General features: G+C 70.5%; 15 protein-coding genes and 1 tRNA gene. 8 read left to right on the top strand and 8 right to left on the bottom strand.

Features of this window, described 5'->3' with window-relative positions:
* The first annotated feature begins 12 nt into the window (after window positions 1-12).
* The gene (locus tag ACLQ23_RS06585) at window positions 13-1506 is read left to right on the top strand and encodes an MFS transporter (protein ID WP_355590253.1); all 1494 of its coding nucleotides are present in this window, start codon (window positions 13-15) and stop codon (window positions 1504-1506) included.
* Between the two features lie 88 nt (window positions 1507-1594).
* Here ACLQ23_RS06585 and leuA read toward each other — a convergent pair whose 3' ends face one another.
* Complete coding sequence (gene leuA / locus ACLQ23_RS06590) at window positions 1595-3346, bottom strand: 2-isopropylmalate synthase (RefSeq protein ID WP_355590250.1); 1752 nt, start codon at window positions 3344-3346, stop codon at window positions 1595-1597.
* 239 nt (window positions 3347-3585) lie between these two features.
* Complete coding sequence (locus ACLQ23_RS06595; protein WP_425880443.1) at window positions 3586-4857, bottom strand: MFS transporter; 1272 nt, start codon at window positions 4855-4857, stop codon at window positions 3586-3588.
* Window positions 4858-4925: 68 nt separating this feature from the next.
* Here ACLQ23_RS06595 and ACLQ23_RS06600 point away from each other — a divergent pair, with 68 nt between their 5' ends.
* Window positions 4926-5918 carry an ArsR family transcriptional regulator gene (locus ACLQ23_RS06600; RefSeq protein ID WP_425880444.1) on the top strand — a complete coding sequence of 331 codons (993 nt, stop codon included), beginning with the start codon at window positions 4926-4928 and terminating at the stop codon, window positions 5916-5918.
* Window positions 5919-5929: 11 nt separating this feature from the next.
* Here the strand turns inward: ACLQ23_RS06600 and ACLQ23_RS06605 are convergent, their stop codons facing one another.
* Together ACLQ23_RS06605 and ACLQ23_RS06610 are read right to left on the bottom strand one after the other, a co-directional pair.
* Window positions 5930-6460, bottom strand: coding sequence for a nitroreductase family protein (locus tag ACLQ23_RS06605; protein ID WP_425880445.1), 531 nt, complete (start codon window positions 6458-6460; stop codon window positions 5930-5932).
* An 84-nt stretch (window positions 6461-6544) separates the two neighbouring features.
* Window positions 6545-7333, bottom strand: coding sequence for a hypothetical protein (locus ACLQ23_RS06610; RefSeq protein WP_425735050.1), 789 nt, complete (start codon window positions 7331-7333; stop codon window positions 6545-6547).
* Between the two features lie 266 nt (window positions 7334-7599).
* On the opposite strand from ACLQ23_RS06610, the gene ACLQ23_RS06615 reads away from it, so the two are divergent.
* Together ACLQ23_RS06615 and ACLQ23_RS06620 are read left to right on the top strand one after the other, a co-directional pair.
* Entirely contained in the window at window positions 7600-8865 is a 1266-nt protein-coding gene (locus ACLQ23_RS06615) for an aspartate kinase (RefSeq protein ID WP_425735051.1), read from the top strand.
* Between the two features lie 6 nt (window positions 8866-8871).
* A complete protein-coding gene (locus ACLQ23_RS06620; RefSeq protein ID WP_425735052.1) occupies window positions 8872-9933 on the top strand; it encodes an aspartate-semialdehyde dehydrogenase in 1062 nt (353 codons plus the stop codon).
* A 157-nt stretch (window positions 9934-10090) separates the two neighbouring features.
* On the opposite strand, the gene ACLQ23_RS06625 is transcribed toward ACLQ23_RS06620, so the two are convergent.
* The gene (locus ACLQ23_RS06625) at window positions 10091-11512 is read right to left on the bottom strand and encodes a sensor domain-containing diguanylate cyclase (RefSeq protein WP_355590232.1); all 1422 of its coding nucleotides are present in this window, start codon (window positions 11510-11512) and stop codon (window positions 10091-10093) included.
* Between the two features lie 180 nt (window positions 11513-11692).
* Here ACLQ23_RS06625 and ACLQ23_RS06630 point away from each other — a divergent pair, with 180 nt between their 5' ends.
* The 4 genes from ACLQ23_RS06630 to ACLQ23_RS06645 all read left to right on the top strand — a co-directional run bounded on the left by ACLQ23_RS06630 (window position 11693) and on the right by ACLQ23_RS06645 (window position 15676).
* Complete coding sequence (locus ACLQ23_RS06630) at window positions 11693-12403, top strand: histone deacetylase (RefSeq protein WP_355627914.1); 711 nt, start codon at window positions 11693-11695, stop codon at window positions 12401-12403.
* 207 nt (window positions 12404-12610) lie between these two features.
* Complete coding sequence (locus ACLQ23_RS06635) at window positions 12611-14317, top strand: bifunctional metallophosphatase/5'-nucleotidase (RefSeq protein ID WP_355590226.1); 1707 nt, start codon at window positions 12611-12613, stop codon at window positions 14315-14317.
* Between the two features lie 226 nt (window positions 14318-14543).
* Entirely contained in the window at window positions 14544-15038 is a 495-nt protein-coding gene (locus ACLQ23_RS06640) for a hypothetical protein (protein ID WP_355590401.1), read from the top strand.
* Window positions 15039-15085: 47 nt separating this feature from the next.
* A complete protein-coding gene (locus ACLQ23_RS06645) occupies window positions 15086-15676 on the top strand; it encodes a DinB family protein (RefSeq protein WP_355590223.1) in 591 nt (196 codons plus the stop codon).
* 84 nt (window positions 15677-15760) lie between these two features.
* Here the strand turns inward: ACLQ23_RS06645 and ACLQ23_RS06650 are convergent, their stop codons facing one another.
* From ACLQ23_RS06650 to ACLQ23_RS06660, 3 genes are all read right to left on the bottom strand, one after another.
* The gene (locus ACLQ23_RS06650) at window positions 15761-16564 is read right to left on the bottom strand and encodes a GNAT family N-acetyltransferase (protein ID WP_425880446.1); all 804 of its coding nucleotides are present in this window, start codon (window positions 16562-16564) and stop codon (window positions 15761-15763) included.
* A gap of 204 nt (window positions 16565-16768) precedes the next feature.
* Window positions 16769-16845, bottom strand: a tRNA-Pro gene (locus ACLQ23_RS06655).
* A 176-nt stretch (window positions 16846-17021) separates the two neighbouring features.
* Entirely contained in the window at window positions 17022-17915 is an 894-nt protein-coding gene (locus tag ACLQ23_RS06660) for a metallophosphoesterase (protein WP_355627911.1), read from the bottom strand.
* Window positions 17916-17935 lie beyond the last annotated feature (20 nt).

The following is a 17935-nucleotide window of genomic DNA, read 5'->3' on the forward strand; positions in this document are numbered from 1 at the left end:
CAGATTGGTGAGATGACCGCCTCCGCACCCGCGCCCGCTCTGCGGATGGGCACCGTCGCCGGTCGGGGGACGCTGCTCGCCGCAGTCCTCGCCTCCGGAATGGTCTTCCTCGACAGCACCGTCGTCAACGTGGCACTGCCGAAACTCGGCCAGGATCTCGATGCCAATGTGGCCGATCTTCAGTGGACCGTCAACGGCTACCTGCTGATGCTTGCGGCGTTCGTGCTGCTCGGCGGGGCACTCGGGGACCGGTTCGGCAGGCGTCGGGTCTTCCTGATCGGGGTGGTGTGGTTCACCGTCGCCTCGGTGCTGTGCGGGCTGGCCCAGGGCACCGGCGCGCTCATCGCGGCCCGGTTCCTCCAGGGCATCGGCGGCGCGCTGCTCACCCCCGGGTCCCTGTCGGTGCTCCAGGCCAGCTTCCACCCCGACGACCGGGGGCGGGCGATCGGTGCCTGGGCCGGACTGTCCGGTGTCTCCACGGCGTTGGGCCCGTTCATCGGCGGCTGGCTGATCGACGCCCTGTCCTGGCGGTGGATCTTCTTCCTGAACCTGCCGCTCGCCGTGCTCGTGGTGCTGGCCGCCGCGCGCTGGGTGCCGGAGAGCCGCGACGAGAACGTCTCCCGGACGCAGGGACCGGGGCACACCCGACGCCGGTTCGACGTGGCCGGGGCGCTGCTCGGCGCGCTCGCTCTCGCTGGCATCACGTACGCCCTCATCGACGCGCCCGCGCGCGGCCACATCTCGGCCCCGGTGCTTGTCGCGGTGCTCGTCGGAGTGCTGGCCGCAGTCGCGTTCGTCCTCTTGGAACGGCGACGCGGAGACACGGCGATGCTGCCCACCGGGCTCTTCAGCAGCCGACTCTTCTCGGTGCTGAACATCTTCACAGTGGTGGTCTACGCGGCGCTCGGCGGTTTCACCTTCTTCTTCGCCGTCTACCTCCAGAACGTCGTCGAGTGGTCGGCCTTCCGCACCGGTATCGCACTGCTGCCGATGACGGTGCTGCTGCTCCTCGGATCGGCCCGGGCCGGCGCGCTGTCCGCGCGGATCGGCCCGCGGCTGCCGCTTGCCGTCGGGCCGGTGGTGGCCGCTGCCGGTCTGCTGCTGCTCCGCGGCGTCGGGCCGGGCGCGTCGTACTGGCGGGACGTACTGCCGGGGGTGCTGCTCTTCGGTCTCGGGCTGACCCTTGTGGTTGCGCCCCTGACCGCGTCGGTGCTGGCGGCGGTGCAGGACCGGTTTTCCGGGGTGGCCAGCGGCTTCAACAACGCCGCATCCCGGGCCGGTGGTCTGCTCGCGGTGGCCGCGTTGCCGCTGCTTGTCGGTCTCTCCGGCGGCGGGTACGAGCAGAAGACCGCGCTTACCGGCGCGTACCGTGCTTCGTTGCTGTGGTGTGCGGGACTGCTGCTGGCCGGTGCCGTGCTGGCGCTCGTGCTGGTCCACCGACCGCCCCGGGCTGCCCCGCCGTCTCAGCCGTGCCACTCGATGCCCGCCGCGACACCTCCGCGATAAGGAAACGCCGCAGGTGTATGGAACGCCCCGCTGTAAGGAAGGGCCCCTTATTAACGCCAGGCGTTAATAAGGGGCCCTTCCTTACAGCTCAGCGGCGGGCGCGGTTGACGGCGCTGGTGACCGCCTTGATCGAGGCGGTGACGATGTTGGCGTCGGTGCCGACACCCCACACCGTGTGACCGTCCACCTCGCACTCCACGTACGCGGCGGCCTGCGCATCCCCACCGGAGGACAACGCGTGCTCGTGGTAGTCGAGCACCCGGACGCCGACGCCGATCGACTGGAGCGCGTTGACGTACGCGTCGATCGGGCCGTTGCCGACCGCCGTGAGCGACCGCTCCTCGGCGCCCACGCCGACCTGGGCCTCGATCTCGACCTTGCCGTCGGTGGTGCCGATCGTGTAGCCGGCCAGCCGGACCGCCGGGTCGGGCTGGTGGTCGAGCAGGTAGTGCGTCGCGAAGATCTCCCACATGGCGGCCGGCTCGACCTCGCCACCGTCGTGATCGGTGACCTGCTGCACCACGCCGGAGAACTCGATCTGGAGCCGCCGAGGCAGGTCCAGTTGGTGCTCGCTCTTCATGATGTACGCGACGCCGCCCTTGCCGGACTGCGAGTTGACCCGGATGACCGCCTCGTAGGTGCGGCCCAGGTCCTTCGGGTCGATCGGCAGGTACGGCACCGCCCAGGTCTGCTCGTCCACAGGTACGCCGGCCGCCTTCGCGTCGGCGTTGAGGGCGTCGAAGCCCTTCTTGATGGCGTCCTGGTGGGAGCCGGAGAAGGCGGTGTAGACCAGGTCACCCGCGTACGGGTGGCGCTCGTGCACGGGCAGCTGGTTGCAGTATTCGACGGCCCGCCGGATCTCGTCGATGTTGGAGAAGGAGATCATCGGGTCGATGCCCTGGGAGAACAGGTTGAGCCCCAGCGTCACCAGGTCCACGTTGCCGGTGCGCTCGCCGTTGCCGAACAGGCAGCCCTCGATGCGGTCGGCGCCGGCCAGCAGGCCCAGCTCGGCGGCGGCCACACCGGTGCCCCGGTCGTTGTGCGGGTGCAGGCTCAGCACCACGCTGTCCCGGCGCGGCAGGTGCCTGTGCATCCACTCGATCGAGTCGGCGTACACGTTCGGCGTCGCCATTTCGACGGTGGCCGGCAGGTTGATGATCAGCGGGCGGTCGGGCGTCGGGTCGATCACGTCGATCACCCGGGAGCAGACCTCCAGCGCGTACTCCAGCTCGGTGCCCGTGTAGGACTCCGGCGAGTACTCGTAGAAGATCTCGGTGTCCGGGGTGTGGATCTCGGCGTACTTCTGGCAGAGCCGGGCGCCGGTGGTGGCGATGTCGGCGATGCCGTCGCGGTCCAGGCCGAAGACGACACGGCGCTGGAGCGTGGACGTCGAGTTGTAGAAGTGCACGATCGCCCGCTTCGCACCGCGCAGCGACTCGAACGTCCGGTCGATCAGGTGCTCCCGGCACTGGGTGAGCACCTGGATCGTGACGTCGTCCGGGATCATGTCCTGTTCGATGAGCTGCCGGACGAAGTCGAAGTCGGTCTGGCTCGCCGACGGGAAGCCGACCTCGATCTCCTTGTAGCCCATCTGCACCAGCAGCTGGAACATCCGGCGCTTGCGCTCGGGCGACATCGGGTCGATAAGCGCCTGGTTGCCGTCGCGCAGGTCCACAGCGCACCAACGCGGCGCGGCCTCGACGTGGCGGGTGGGCCAGGTGCGATCCGGCAGGTCGATGCGGAACTGCTCCTGGTACGGCTGGTAGCGGCGGTACGGCATTCCGCTCGGGCGCTGCCGGGCGAAGGGATCGGTCTCAGCGTCGGTGACAGGTTGAGCCATCTCAGAGTGCTCCCTGGAACATGTGGCGTCAGCAGATCGGAAGGTGTCGGCGAGGCGCCGGGCGACGATGCCCACGCGACTGCCGATAAGAAGCTCGGATGTGCTGGACGGCGCGATGCGACTCCGCGACGAGGTGCCGGCCGGTTAGGCCTCGTCGCGGCGGCTAAGGAGAAGAAGCGCCTGCCACATGACCAGGTCACCCTACGTGATGGAACTGGGGGTGGAAAGATACGTCCGGACTATGGGACCGACGTCATGTTCTGTTCCACGGGCACGGCGCCCAGCCTCGGCGTTCGTTCGGCCCAGGCCACAACGGGCACGATCGCCAGCCCCACGAGCGCGAAGATCGCTGCGATCGGTAACCAGCCCCACCCGCCGGTGGTCACCCCGAGCGCGGTCAGCCCGGCCGGGGCGATCAGGTACTGCACCTGCGTGCCCAGGCGTAACGCCCCCACGTAGGCGCCGCGCTGGTCGGCTGGTGGCAGGGTGGCGGTGAGCCCCCAGGTGCCCGCAGATTCGATCAACTCGGCGAGGATCAGCAGCGTCGCGGCGCCCACGAGCACCACGATGGTGAGCCCACCCCGGGTCACGCCGGAGATCGGCAGGACGAGGCAGAACACGGCGATCAGCAGGCCGCCCCGGCGCGACGCCCGCGCCGCGCCCGCAGCGGTGTCGGCGCCCCGGCTGACGCGTACCTGGAGCAGCACGATCAGCACCGTGTTGAGCAGCACCAGAGCGGCGATCACCGTCTTCGGGGCATCCGTGTGGGCGAGGATCCAGAGCGGCATCACCGTCAGGTACAGCACCCCGTGAGCGGTGAGCAGCCCGGACACCAGGGACACCGCCATGAAGGGCCGGTCCCGCAGCACGGCGAGCCGGCTCATCGGTTCCGCGGTGCGGGCCACCTGGGGCAGCCTTGGCAATCGCCGTACGAAGAGGGCCGTCACCAGAAAGACCCCGGAGATGAACCAGACCATCGCCCGGTACGCCCCGATCGTGTCCACGGCCAGCACCAGGCCGCTGATCACCGCACCCAGCCCGAATCCAACGTTCAGCGACGAACGCTGGTACGCCATCGCGGTGACCCGCTCGGCCGGGGGGAGCGCGTTTATCGAGTAGACCTGCCGGGCCACGCCGGTCGAGGCTTCCACGGCGGCCAGCGTCACCACTACTGCGAGGAAGCTGGCGAAACTGCCCACGAAGGGGTACGTCGCGAAGAGTGCCGCGTCCAGCACCAGCCCGACGATCCAGACCCGCTGCGGTCCGTACCTGTCGGTGAGCCCGCCCAGCGGCACCGTACCCAGCAGCGACACCCCCGCCGCGATGGACAGCCCCAGCCCGACCTGGGCGGCGCTGAGCCCGAGCGCCCGGGTGAAGAAGACGGCGCTGCCGGCGTGGAACAGGCCGCTGCCGACGGCTCCGACCATTGCCTGCACGGCCAGGGCGCGGGTAAGCCCGGCCGGCGGTACGACGTTTCGGACAATGCTGCGGATGGTGTCTCTGGCCCCCATGGCCGGTGAGTGAATCGTGCCCCCACGGTCCCGGTCGAGCCTTTTAGGCTGGGCCGAATCGTGCGGGGGTGTGTGTGTCGGAGTTGCGGTTCAGCCTGGCCGACGTCGCGGGAGTGCGGCTCGCCGTGTCGCCGGTCAACGAGACGGTCATGAGCATGTGGGCGCTTGCCAGCCCGGTCCGCTACGCGGTGCACCTGCCCTGGATCGACCGTGCCCGGGTGACGGTGCGCCGTCCCGAGGTGGCCGCCCGGGTTCGCCCGCTGGTCGAGCTGGCCCGGGCAGGTTGCTGGTTGCCCGACTTCCTCACCCCGGCGGCCCGACCGAACGTGGAGATGGCCGAGCAACTCGACCAGATCGGCGCGACGCCGCCGGCCGTGGTGGTCCAGGACCTGCTGGCGACCACCCCGCGTCGGCCGCTGAGCCCGTTCGGCCTGGCGCTTCTCGCCGACCCCCGCGGGCTGTTGCCGCAGCTCGTCGACGCCGTGCAGGTCTGGTACGACGAGGCGATCGCCCCGGACTGGCCGAGGATGCGCGCGCTGCTCGACGCCGATGTGGCGTACCGGGCCGCTCAGCTCGCCGAGGGCGGTGCCGGTCGGTTCTTCGAGCAGCTCCACCCGAGCCTGCGGTGGCTCGGTGACCGGGTGGTCAGCGACGATCCCTTCGAGAGGGACTTCGACCTGCGCGGTCGTGGGTTGGCGCTGAACCCGACGGTGTTCACCGAGCGGCGGGTGCTGTGGAACCTGCTGGAGGACTCGCTGCCGGCCGGCGCGTACCCGGTCCGGGCTGTCGGAACGCTCTGGGAGGCGACCCCGTCGCCGCCAGGTGATTCGCTTGCACGGGTTATTGGCCCGGGCCGGGCCGCGCTGCTGTACCTGCTCGACGCCGCGGCCACCACCACCGGTCTGGCCCGACTCAGCGGGATGTCCGCCGGGAACGTCTCCCAGCACCTGGCCGCGCTGCACGCCGCCGGCCTGGTTCACCGGGTTCGCCAGGGCCGGCACGTCCTCTACGGCAACACCGAGGCCGCGAAGGTCCTGCTTCGGGCCAGCCGCGGCGAGTGACCCGAAGGCGGTCAGCAGAGCAGCAGGTCGGTGACCGGGCGGCGGTGGTGGAGGCCGGTTTCGCGGGCGCGCAGGTCGGCCGGGAGGGCGAACGGGTCCCCGAGACGGCCGACGGCGGCGACCACCAGCGGGCGTACGCCGACGGGCAGGTTGAGCTCGGTGGCGAGGCTGACCTGGTCGAAGCGGGTGAGCTGACGCACGTGCAGACCGAGCGCGGTGGCCTGCAGGGTCAGGTGGGCCATCGCCTGACCGAGGTCGTACGCGGCCCGCTCGGCGTCGCCGCCGGTGTACGCGCCGACCACGAGGGTCGCGGCGTGCCGGGCCCAGCACTGGTCGTCGTCCGGGAGGCTGACCATGATCCGCTTCCAGTTCTCGTTGTCCCGGTGACCGAGGGCGAACCGCCAGGGCTGCCCGTTCTCCTCCGACGGCGCCCAGCGCGCGGCCTCCAGCAGTGAGGCCGCCTCGTCCGGGGTCAGCTCGGCGCGGGGGTCGAAGGCCCGTGGGCTCCAGCGGAAGGCGAGCAGCGGAGTGAGGTCAGCCATGTCGGCAATCGTCCTGTATGGGTGATTCGCCGCTCAGGATGGGTCCCGCAAATGTGGTCAATGACACCCGTAACGGGACGAAGGTCAAGACGTTCCCGCGCCCGGGCTGTCCGACGGGTCAGGGGTCGGCGGCGCCGCCGTACCCAGGGGCTCCACGTCCACCACCACGGGCCCGGCCAACTGCACGCTCGCCGGCGCGGTGCCGGGCGGGGCGGCCAGTCGCAGCGTCCCGGCCGCCGTCCGGACACCTGTCGGTGTGCCGTCCCGGTCGTAGCAGTAGATGCCGACGTCCAACGGGGCGTTCAGCGAAGCCGAGGTGGACTCCACCGAGTAACAGGCGCCGGTGACGCCCTCCGGTGGGCTGGCCGGCGCCACCGCCAACGGCGCACGCCTGTCGGTAAGCACAGCCAGCCAGTCGGTGAGCGGATGGTGGACGCGAGGGTCCAGCCGGCGCGGGAGCGCATCGTCGCGATCGCCGAGGCGTACGCAGTGCGCCGGCTCCGGTCGAGCGCTCGACGGCAGGGCGCACTGGAACAGCCCGTCGGTGGTGGCCGCCAGCGAGACGTCGACGGTGCCGCCGAGCGCACCACCCGGCACGTCGACCCGCCAACTGCCGTCGTTCGCGCTTGTGAACACGATGCTGCGGTCCGGTCGGCCGGGCTGGCTGAAGACGTACTGCGCCACGAGGTGGCGATCCTGCGCGGCGGCGGCCAGGGCGGCCAACTCGTCCCGGGCGGCATCCACAGTTACCGGCCCGGGATCGGCAGGCGGTGGGGGCGCGGGTTGCTCGCTGGTGCACGAGACCAGGACAGCAGGCAGGGCGAACACGAGCGACCCGAGCACGCGGAGGGCCGAGCGGATGAGGACGGGCACCGGCCCATTCTGCTGGGTGCCGCAGGATCGCGGGGGAGCGGCGCGCGGCCGATCCTCGGCGTGTCGGGCGCGGCGTGCGGACGTACCGGACGGGCTTGCGGACCTGGTCACCCGCGCTGGCCGGTGGCCCGCGCGGGCCGGATGGTGGGATCACACAACCCGCCGTCCTGACCCGCCGGATACCCTCATGAGGTCTGACACGCGCCGCCGGCCCCGGTTCCGGCGGCGTCGGCACGCTCAGGGACGCTGGGAGGGAGTGCACCGTCGTGGCACTCGTGGTGCAGAAGTACGGCGGGTCCTCCGTCGCCAATGCCGAGCGCATCAAGCGGGTGGCCGAGCGCATCGTCGCCGCCCGTAAAGCTGGCGACGACGTCGTGGTGGTGGTCTCCGCGATGGGAGACACCACCGACGAGTTGCTCGACCTGGCCAATCAGGTCAGCCCGTTGCCGCCGGGCCGCGAGCTGGACATGCTGCTCACCGCCGGGGAGCGGATCTCGATGGCCCTGCTGGCCATGGCGATCCACAACCTGGGGTACGAAGCCCGCTCGTTCACCGGCTCGCAGGCCGGCGTGATCACCACCTCGGTGCACGGTCGCGCACGGATCATCGACGTCACCCCCGGGCGGCTCAAGGGCGCGCTCGACGAGGGCGCTGTGGTGATCGTGGCCGGTTTCCAGGGCGTCTCGCAGGACACCAAGGACGTCACCACCCTCGGCCGGGGCGGTTCGGACACCACTGCGGTGGCGCTCGCCGCCGCCCTGCACGCCGACGTGTGCGAGATCTACACCGACGTCGACGGCATCTTCACCGCCGACCCGCGGATCGTGCCCAACGCGCGGCACATCCAGCAGATCACCTACGAGGAGATGCTGGAGTTGGCCGCGTGCGGCGCCAAGGTGCTGCACCTTCGTAGCGTGGAGTACGCCCGCCGGGCGGGGTTGCCGATCCACGTCCGTTCGTCATACTCGACCAACACCGGCACGATGGTCACCGGATCGATGGAGGACCTTTCCATGGAGCAGGCACTGATCACCGGGGTCGCGCACGACCGCAGCGAGGCCAAGATCACGATCGTCGGCGTGCCCGACGAGCCGGGCGCCGCCGCGCGGATCTTCGACACCGTCGCCGGTGCCGAGATCAACCTCGACATGATCGTGCAGAACGTTTCCACCGAGGGCACCGGCCGGACGGACATCTCGTTCACGCTGCCCAAGGCCGACGGCCCGACCGCGATGGCCGCCCTCAGCAAGATCCAGGAGCCGGTCAAGTTCAAGGGCCTGCTCTACGACGACCACGTCGGCAAGGTCTCGCTGATCGGGGCTGGCATGCGTTCGCACCCCGGCGTGGCCGCCGGCTTCTTCGCCGCGCTCGGCGCGGCAGGTGTCAACATCGAGATGATCTCCACTTCCGAGATCCGGGTCTCCGTCGTCTGCCGGGACACCGACCTCGACGTCGCGGTGCGCGCCATCCACGACGCGTTCGAGTTGGGTGGCGACAGCGAAGCCGTGGTCTACGCGGGGACGGGTAGGTAACGCCCGATGACGGCGCTGCCCACCCTCGCCGTGGTCGGAGCGACAGGTGCCGTCGGCACCGTGATGTGTGAGCTGCTCACCGGGCGTCGCAACGTCTGGGGTGAGATCCGGCTCATCGCCTCCGAGCGTTCGGTCGGGAAGCGGGTGCGCTGCCGGGGCGAGGAACTCGTCGTCCAGGCGCTGACACCGGAGGCCTTCGACGGCGTCGACGTGGCGATGTTCGACGTGCCCGACGAGGTCTCCGCCGAGTGGGCACCCATCGCCGTCGCCCGTGGCGCGATCGCTGTGGACAACTCCGGCGCCTTCCGGATGGACCGGGACGTCCCGCTCGTCGTTCCGGAGATCAACCCCGAGGACGTCCGCAACAGGCCCCGGGGCATCATCGCGAACGCCAACTGCACCACCCTCGCGATGATCGTCGCGGTCGCCCCGCTGCACCGCGAGTACGGCCTGCGGGAACTGGTGCTCGCCTCCTACCAGGCGGTCTCCGGAGCCGGCAAAGCCGGGGTGGACATCCTGCACGACCAACTCGCCAAGGTCGCCGGGGATCGCGCGCTCGGCTCGCGCACCGGCGACGTCCGTCAGGCCGTCGGCGACGACCTCGGCCCGTTCCCGGCCCCGCTGGCGCTCAACGTGGTGCCCTGGGCCGGCTCGCCGGCCGACGACGGCTGGTCGTCCGAGGAAATGAAGATCCGCAACGAGTCGCGGAAGATCCTCGGCCTGCCCGACCTCAAGGTCAGCGCCACCTGCGTCCGGGTGCCTGTGGTGACCGGCCACTCGGTGGCAGTGCACGCCGTCTTCGCCACCGAGGTGGACGCCGAGGGCGCCCGCGAGGCGCTACGCAACGCCCCCGGCGTGATCCTCGTCGACGACCCCGCCTCCGGGGAGTTCCCGATGCCGATCGACGCGGTCGGCACCGACCCGTCCTGGGTCGGCCGGATCCGCCGCGCCCTCGACGACCCGCGCGCCCTGGACTTCTTTGTCACCGGCGACAACCTCCGCAAAGGCGCAGCCCTCAACACGGCCCAGATAGCCGAACTACTAGCCAAAGAGCTAAAAACCCCGTAACCCGCCCTGCCCCGCCCCGCCCCACTCCGTCGATCATGGAGTTGTGGTGGGCGGATAGTGGCGCTGTGCCCCTTTTGCGGGGCACCACAACTCCATGATCGACCACTGCGGGGGCGGGCGGGAGGGAGGGCGCGCGGAGCAGCGGGGCTAGAGGGGGCTAGGCGGCTGCTAGGTGGACTCCGTCTCGGCCTTGGCGTTTTACCGCGTAGAGGGCCTGGTCGGCTCGGCGCAGGGTGCCGTCGGGGGACTCGCCGGGGCGGGGCAGCGCAACGCCCACGCTGATCGTGCGTCCGATGCGGCGGGCAGCCTCGGCAAGCCGTTCGGCGATCCGGACCGCCTCCTCCGGGCGGTTCACCTCGATCACCGCGACGAACTCGTCACCACCGATCCGGTACAGCTCGTCCCCGTGCCGCAACGCCCCCTCCAGCGCCCGGGCCAGCCCGACAAGCACCCGGTCGCCGGCCTGGTGGCCGTACGTGTCGTTGACAGTCTTGAAGCCGTCCACGTCGATCGCCAGCAGCGCCGTACGCCCCGGGGTGGCCGCGGCGATCCGCTGCCCGAACGGGCCGGTGTGCCGCAGTCCTGTCAGCGGGTCCGAGCTGGCCTGCTCCCGTAGACGGGCGAGTGTGTGCAGCCGGTCCAGGCTGGTCCACGCCTGCCCGGCGAGCAGCTCCATGAGGCTTACCGTGGTCGGATCCGGGCGCAGCACCCGCGCGTCGGCCACGAGCAGCGCCCCGCCCGCGTCGGACGGGCCGACCGGAACGGCGATGAGTGTGCGTACCCCGGCCCGGGTCAGTGTCTGGTAGTCCTCCGTCGGAGGATGTCCCACCTCGCCCAGCGTGTAGCCGGCCCCGTACCGGTGTGCCCGCTCCACGATGCGGCCCAGCGTCTCCGGACCCGCCCCGGTCAGCTCCGCCCGGATGCGGGTCTCCAGCTCACCGGGGGCCGCCCGGGATGGTCCGAGCCGCGCGCCGTCGGGCCCGCCGATCAGCAGCACCGCGGTGGAGAGGGTGGAGACCTCTCGCGCGGCGCAGGTCGCCGCGCTCATCACCGCCTCCTCGGTCTCGGCCGAGGAGAGGGCTGCGGCGTGCCGGAGCAGCTTCTCGCTGCGGCTCTCCGCCGGAGGGCCGCCGAGTGCGGCGATCCGCGCACCGAGCAGGGCTGCCAGGCACTCCGCGGTCTCCCGCCACGGCTCCAGGTCGACCGGCCCGCTCCACTGGAGGTCCAGGACGCCGACCGTCCGGTCCGCCGGGTCCAGTACCGGCACGCACAGTTCCGTTGTCACGTCCGGGCGTACCGGAAGGTAGTCGGGGTCGACCGTGACGTCCGGGACCACGGCGGTGGCCCCGGTGGCGTACACCCGGCCGACGATCCCGGTGCGTGCCGGCACCGTGGCGAAGACCTGCCAGGCGCCGGTCGCCGCCACGCAGCGCAGCCGGTCATGGACGTCGAGCAGCACGGAGATGGTCGCCGAGGTGTGTTGGGAGAGGGCGCTTACCGTCCACCGACAGGCCTCCGGCACGCTCGACGCCATCGTCAGGCGGACGGTGACGTCACGGATGACTCGCTGATGATCCACTCGCACGTCGTTCCAGGTAGGGGAGGGTCCGGCCGGCCGCCGAGCCATGCGATCAAGGGTACTCACGGCGACGGTCGACGACCTTCGTACACACGTTCTATCCACAGGCTGTGGACGCGGCCTGTGGGTTCGGCCGCCGGACCTCGTTAGCGTGGGAACCCCGGCACCGAGGAGGCGACAATGTCCGCGCACCCGAGCGCCGTCCCGCCCGCGGCGCCCGTCGGGGTCACCGCCGAGGAAAGGCTTGTCTGGTACGTCGCGTACGGCTCGAACATGCACGCCGCCCGGCTGGCGTGGTACATCGGTGGTGGTTGCCCGCCCGGCGGCCGGCGGACGTACCCGGGCTGTCGTAATCCCCGCCCGCCCAGACGGTCGGTGCCGGTGTCCCTGCCCGGAGGGATCTACTTCGCCGGCGAGTCGGGCGCCTGGACCGGCGGGATGGCGTTCTACGACCCGCAGCTGCCCGGGGTGGCCGCCGCCAGGGCGTACCTGGTCACGATCGAGCAGTTCACCGACATCGCGGCCCAGGAGATGTACCGCCCAGCGGGCGACCACGCCGGCCTGCTCCCGGCTACCGTCGAGGCCGTCGACACTGCCGTCGCCGACGGCCGGGCCGCGCTCGGCCCCGGCCGTTACGAGACGCTGATCTGCCCGGGGCACCTCGCCGGAGCCCCGCTGCTCACCTTCACCGCTCCCGAGCCGTCGTCGGCAGTACGGTGCCGGCCACCCGCGCCGATCTACCTCGGCATGATCGCCCGGGGGCTGCGCGAGTCGTACGGCTGGTCGGCAGAGCGGATCGCCGGCTACCTGGCACAGCGACCCGGGGTCGCCGAAGGCTGGACGCCCGGCGCCGTCGCGGCCCTGGTCACCGACGCGCTCACCGCCGACTGACCGGCGCTTCCGCACAACCGTGACGGGCCGCGCGGGTCGCGCCGAGCGCCCGGCTCGACCGGTCGGCGTTCGGATGAGAGGCTGTCGGAGAGCGGCGACCCCCGATGCGCCGCCATCCACGATCGACACTTCCGACGGCGTCGGTCGGCGACCCGGTCGACCCACAGGCCAGGCACCGCACACGCGCCGATTCTCACGAGGAGTCCCATGTCCATACCCGGGATGCGTCGGGCCGCCGCCGGCCTGACCGCGCTCGCGGTGGCAGCGCTCGGCGCGGTCGCCACCACCCCCGAGCAGGCGGACGCGCGACCGAAGCCGGTCGACGTCACACTGCTGGCACTCAACGACTTCCACGGCAACCTCGAACCGCCGAGCGGGTCCAGCGGCACGATCGCCGGGCAGACCGCGGGCGGCGTCGAATACCTCGCGACCCACCTGGCCGAGCTGCGCGCCGCCGCCAAGAAGAAGAACACCATCACCGTCGCCGCCGGTGACCTGATCGGCGCGTCTCCGCTGCTCTCGGCCGCGTTCCACGACGAGCCCACCATCGAGGCGCTGAGCATGGCCGGGCTGGACTACGCAAGCGTCGGCAACCACGAGTTCGACGAGGGCGCCGCCGAGCTGCTGCGGATCCAGAACGGCGGCTGCCACCCGGTGGACGGCTGCGCCGACGGGACCCCGTACCGGGGCGCCGGCTTCAAGTACCTGTCCGCCAACGCCTTCAAGACCGCCACCGGCAAGCCGCTGCTGGCGCCGTACGCGATCCACAAGGTGCAGGGCGTCAAGGTCGGCTTCATCGGGATGACCCTGGAGGGCACCCCGGAGATCGTCAGCCAGCAGGGCGTCGCCGGCCTCACCTTCGCCGACGAGGCCGACACCGCCAACCGGTACGCCCGTGAGCTGCGGCGCAAGGGCGTCGAGGCGATCGTCGTGCTGCTGCACGAGGGAGGCACCCAGGCCGCCACAGGCGGCATCAACGACTGCGTCGGCATGACCGGGCCCATCGTGGACATCGCCAACCGGATGGACCCGTCGATCGACGTGGTGGTCAGCGGCCACACCCACCAGGCGTACAACTGCGACATCAACGGCAAGCTGGTCACCAGCGCCAGCTCGTTCGGTCGCCTTGTCACCGACATCGACCTGAAGATCGACCGTCACTCCGGTGACATCATCTCCGCCAAGGCGGAGAACATGGTGGTCACCCGCGACGTCGCCAAGGACCCGAAGCAGACCGCCCTCATCGACCGCTACAAGACGGTGCTCGGCCCGGTCGCCGGCCGCCAGGTCGGCGAGACCACAACGGCGATCACCCGGAGCCAGGAAACCCTCTTCGGTACGACGATGGGTGAGTCACCACTGGGCAACCTGATCGCCGACGCGCAACTCGCCGCCACCGACGACGAGCAGAACGCTGTCGCCGCCTTCATGAACCCCGGTGGAGTCCGGGCCGACCTCGACGCCGGCCCGGTCACCTACGAGGAGGCGTTCACAGTGCAGCCGTTCGCCAACAACCTCGTGACACTGGACCTGACCGGCGCGCAGCTCTACTGCGTACTGGAGCAGCAGTTCGTCACCGGCCGGACGCTGTACCCGTCGTCGACAGTCGGCTACGTCGTCGACCCGGCCGGCACCACCGGCACCGTCGCCGACCCGTGCGCCGGCACCCGCGTGGTCCGGGGCAGCCTCACCATCGGCGGCACCGCCGTCGACACGGCCGCCACGTACCGGGTCACGGTGAACAACTTCCTGGCCGGCGGCGGTGACGGTTTCAGCGCCCTCACCGGCGGGACGAACCTGGTCACCGGCCAGATCGACCTGGACGCGTTCGTGGCGTACCTGACCGCGCAGTCGCCGGTCTCCGCCCCGACGCTCGACCGCATCCGCACCACCGCCGAGGTCCCCGCCGCCTGACGGCTGGCCTCTCGACAGTCGGGCCCTGGAGCAGCAGCTCCAGGGCCCGACCCGTCCCTGCGCCTGCTCCTGCCCGGCGTGCTCGTCGGGTCGTGCTCGATCCTGGTTTTTGTGGTCTCGACCTGGTGTGCAGGCCACTACAACCAGGATCGAGTCTGATCGTTCGGGGAGGGAGCGCTTGTCGTACCTCGGAAAGGTCGGCCGGCGGGGCGCGGCGGCTGTCGGTGTGCTCTGCCATGCTGGCTCGGTGAGTGTGACCTGGCGGCATCTGCCCGCATCGGCCCGTGAGATCGCCAACGCGGCCGGCGAAGCCGTCGCTGCAGTCCAGCAGCGCGACGCCGCGACGTACGAGGTGGCGGTCGAGCGGCTGACCGGTGCGGACCGGTCCGGCCTGGTGCTCGGCGTCGTCGTCCGGTTGCTGCTGGAGCAGACCCATCCGGACGGGCTCGACGGTGACGACGTCCGTCAGGTGCTGGAACGCTGCGTTCGCTCGGCGGCCGAATGGCGCGCCGACGTCGATCCGCACGTGGTGCTGGTGCTCCTCGCCGGGGCGCTCGGCGTGTACGACCCGGGCGACGACGACAACCCGCCCGGCCCGGCGGCGGTCGCCCGACACGCCCCGCTGCTCATCGCCGACCTGCTGTCGGCCTCCGGCCAGCCGATCGACGGCTATCTGGCTGCCGCGTTCGTCGAGATCGAGCGCACCGAACGGCACGACTGACCGGCAGGGGCACGCGGGGATTCCGCGCATGGGGAACACTGGCCGGCATGGCTGACCAGAGCGATGCGAAAATCGCGCTGCATTACTACCTTCAGCAGACTCGCGAAAACCTGATCTGGAAGCTTGACGGGCTCAGCGAACGCGAAGCCAGGCTGCCCCGCACCGCGACCGGCAACAACCTGCTGGGTGTGATCAAGCACTGCCTCAATGTCGAGGCCGGGTACTTCGGGCCCACCTTCGGACGCGAATTCCCCACCCCCGAGGAACTGGTTCCCCTGCAGGCGTTCGACGAGGACCCACAGGCAGACTGGTACGCGCGGGAGGACGAGACGAAGGACGGGCTTGTCGACCTGTATCGCCGTGTCGGGGCGTTCGCCGACCAGACGATCCAGGAGTTGCCGCTCGACGCGCCGGGGCACGTGTCGTGGTGGCCGCCCGAAGCACAGGCCGTGACGCTGCAGAGGGTCATCATCCACGTGACGTGCGACCTCGCCCGTCACGCCGGGCACGCCGACATCATGCGCGAGCAGCACGACACGACGATCGGCATGCGGCGGGAGAACTTCGGTGTCCCCGACGGCTATGACTGGACGGCGTACGTCACCAAGCTGACGAAGCTCGCCGACCAGTTCGAATAACCTCACGGGAAAACACCAGAGGGCACATCCATGGATCGGATGTGCCCTCTTAGCCTCTGGTTGCCCGCCCCCACCTCGCCCGCATCACGGACGCCAGTACCAGTTCTGCCGTACGTACAGGCGGGTCAGCCCGGCGCCCAGCATGTTGTTGAGAGACGGGTTGACCTGACCCTCGCCCGGCTGCACGACCTCCGTGACCACGTACCGGCAGCCGAGTGCGCGGGCCTGTACCAGGCGGGCGGCGATGAGCGCCCCCTGACCGCCGCGCCGCCGGTATCCAGGCAGGATGGCACCGGAGTTCAGCGACGCGACCTCGTCGTTGACGTAGAGGGCACCGCCACCGACGACGGTGTCGTCGGACAGGGCGGCGTACAGGTGGAAGTCGGGCTTCTCGGCACTCGCCTTCAACATGCCGGCGAGGCCGTCGTGTGGCATGCCGAAGGCGGTGAGGATGGACCGGCCCCACGCGTCGGCGAGGTCGGCGGTGACCGGGACGATGCCCAGGTCGGTCTTGCCCTTGATCACGACGTCCTCGATAGGGGCGGCGAGCTTGGCGATCCGGCCACCGGGCTGCAGTCCGTGCGCCGCACAGATGTCGGCCCAGTCAGTTGGCAGTACCTCGGGGGCGATCTGGAGCACCGCCACGGGTGCCCGCTCTGCGCGGTAGATGCCGATGATCTCGTCTATCAGGTCGGCGGTGACCGGTTCGGTGAATCCGAAGCCGAGAGCCTTGTTCCAGTAGCTGGTCACGTCGTTGCGCATGGAGAGCACGACGCCGCCGCCCACCCGGTGCGTGGTGATCCCGAGCAGCTCACGGTCGGCGGCCGGGGTGCCGGTCTCGTAGTCGCTCCCGACGCCGGCAGCCTCCGCTTCGGCGACTACGCGCAACGCTGGCTGAGCAACCGCAACGACGAGAGGGCGACCGTCGCCCGCGATGCCTCGATCATGGGCAATCACGTCGTGCCGAGGTGGGGTGCAGTACCGCTGGTGACGATCGATCACTCGCCCGTTCAGGAGTGGGTGACCAAGCTGGGGAGCGCCGAAAACGAATCAAGGCCCCTCGGTGGAGGGGCCTTGACCTGCTGTTACCTCTGGTCGGGGTGGCCGGATTCGAACCGACGACCTCTTCGTCCCGAACGAAGCGCGCTACCAAGCTGCGCCACACCCCGAGGCGTGCCGACAAATAGTAGCCCACCCGCCCCGATGGTCAAACTCGGTACCCCCGCTCCCGGAGCAGCCAAGATCCGCGCAACTTCAGGGATCTAGTGGCCTCGTGGCGCCCGGAGGGCACTACATCCCGGAAGTTGTGCGGATCTTGAAAGGCAGGCGGGACGAAGAGCCAGGGTCAGCGGGGGATCAGCGTGAGGATGCTTGCTTCCGGGGGGCAGGCGAAGCGGATCGGGGCGGTCGGGTGGGTGCCGAGGCCGGCGGAGACGTGCAGCCAGGAGTCCGAGCCGGGCCACCGGTGCAGCCCTCGCGCCATCGAGCGGGGCAGGCCGCAGTTGGTCACCAGCGCTCCGTACCCGGGCACGCAGACCTGCCCGCCGTGGGTGTGCCCGGCCAGCAGGAGCCCGAAGCGGTCGGCGGCCATCTGGTCGAGGACCCGCGGCTCGGGCGAGTGCGACAGCGCGATGGACAGGTCGGCCGAGGAGGAGACCTCGCCGGCCACCGAGGGATAGTCGTCCCGGTCGATGTGGGGGTCGTCCACGCCGACGAGGTCGATCTGGCGGCCGCCGGCTTTGATTGTGGTCCGGGCGTTGTTGAGGTCGGCCCAGCCGGCGCCAGTGAACACCTGCCGCAGCTCCTCGTAGGGGAGTTCGGCGCCTTCGGTGTACTCCCGGTCGGGCAGGAAGTAGGTGAACGGGTTCTTCAGCACCGGGCCTGTGTAGTCGTTGGAGCCGAACACGAACGCCCCTGGATAGTCCAGCAGCGGTTGCATGGCCCGCAGCACACCGGGCACCGAGTCCGGGTGCGCCATGTTGTCGCCGGTCACCACCACCAGGTCGGGGTCGAGGGCGGCCAGTGACGCCACCCAGCGCTGCTTGCGTGCCTGGTCGGGCATCATGTGCAGGTCCGACAGATGCAGCACGCGCAGCGGCTCCGAGTCGGCAGGCAGCACCGGCACGTCGTACCGCCGCAGTGTGAACATGTTGCGCTCGATGAGCGACGCGTACGCGAGGGTTGCCGCGCCGATCGTGGCGGTTCCGGCGGCGAGCCGGAATAGTGTGCGCTTTCGCATGGCGTTCAGGGTAGTTTCAC

Source organism: Micromonospora sp. DT41 (genome assembly GCF_049841715.1).
Taxonomy (GTDB): domain Bacteria; phylum Actinomycetota; class Actinomycetes; order Mycobacteriales; family Micromonosporaceae; genus Micromonospora; species Micromonospora profundi.

Coding starts and splice junctions, on each gene's coding strand:
- ACLQ23_RS06585 (WP_355590253.1), top strand. CDS start 13: ATGACCGCCTCCGCACCCGCGCCCGCTCTGCGGATGGGCACCGTCGCC.
- leuA (WP_355590250.1), bottom strand. CDS start 3,346: ATGGCTCAACCTGTCACCGACGCTGAGACCGATCCCTTCGCCCGGCAG.
- ACLQ23_RS06595 (WP_425880443.1), bottom strand. CDS start 4,857: ATGGGGGCCAGAGACACCATCCGCAGCATTGTCCGAAACGTCGTACCG.
- ACLQ23_RS06605 (WP_425880445.1), bottom strand. CDS start 6,460: ATGGCTGACCTCACTCCGCTGCTCGCCTTCCGCTGGAGCCCACGGGCC.
- ACLQ23_RS06620 (WP_425735052.1), top strand. CDS start 8,872: ATGACGGCGCTGCCCACCCTCGCCGTGGTCGGAGCGACAGGTGCCGTC.
- ACLQ23_RS06630 (WP_355627914.1), top strand. CDS start 11,693: ATGTCCGCGCACCCGAGCGCCGTCCCGCCCGCGGCGCCCGTCGGGGTC.
- ACLQ23_RS06635 (WP_355590226.1), top strand. CDS start 12,611: ATGTCCATACCCGGGATGCGTCGGGCCGCCGCCGGCCTGACCGCGCTC.
- ACLQ23_RS06645 (WP_355590223.1), top strand. CDS start 15,086: ATGGCTGACCAGAGCGATGCGAAAATCGCGCTGCATTACTACCTTCAG.
- ACLQ23_RS06660 (WP_355627911.1), bottom strand. CDS start 17,915: ATGCGAAAGCGCACACTATTCCGGCTCGCCGCCGGAACCGCCACGATC.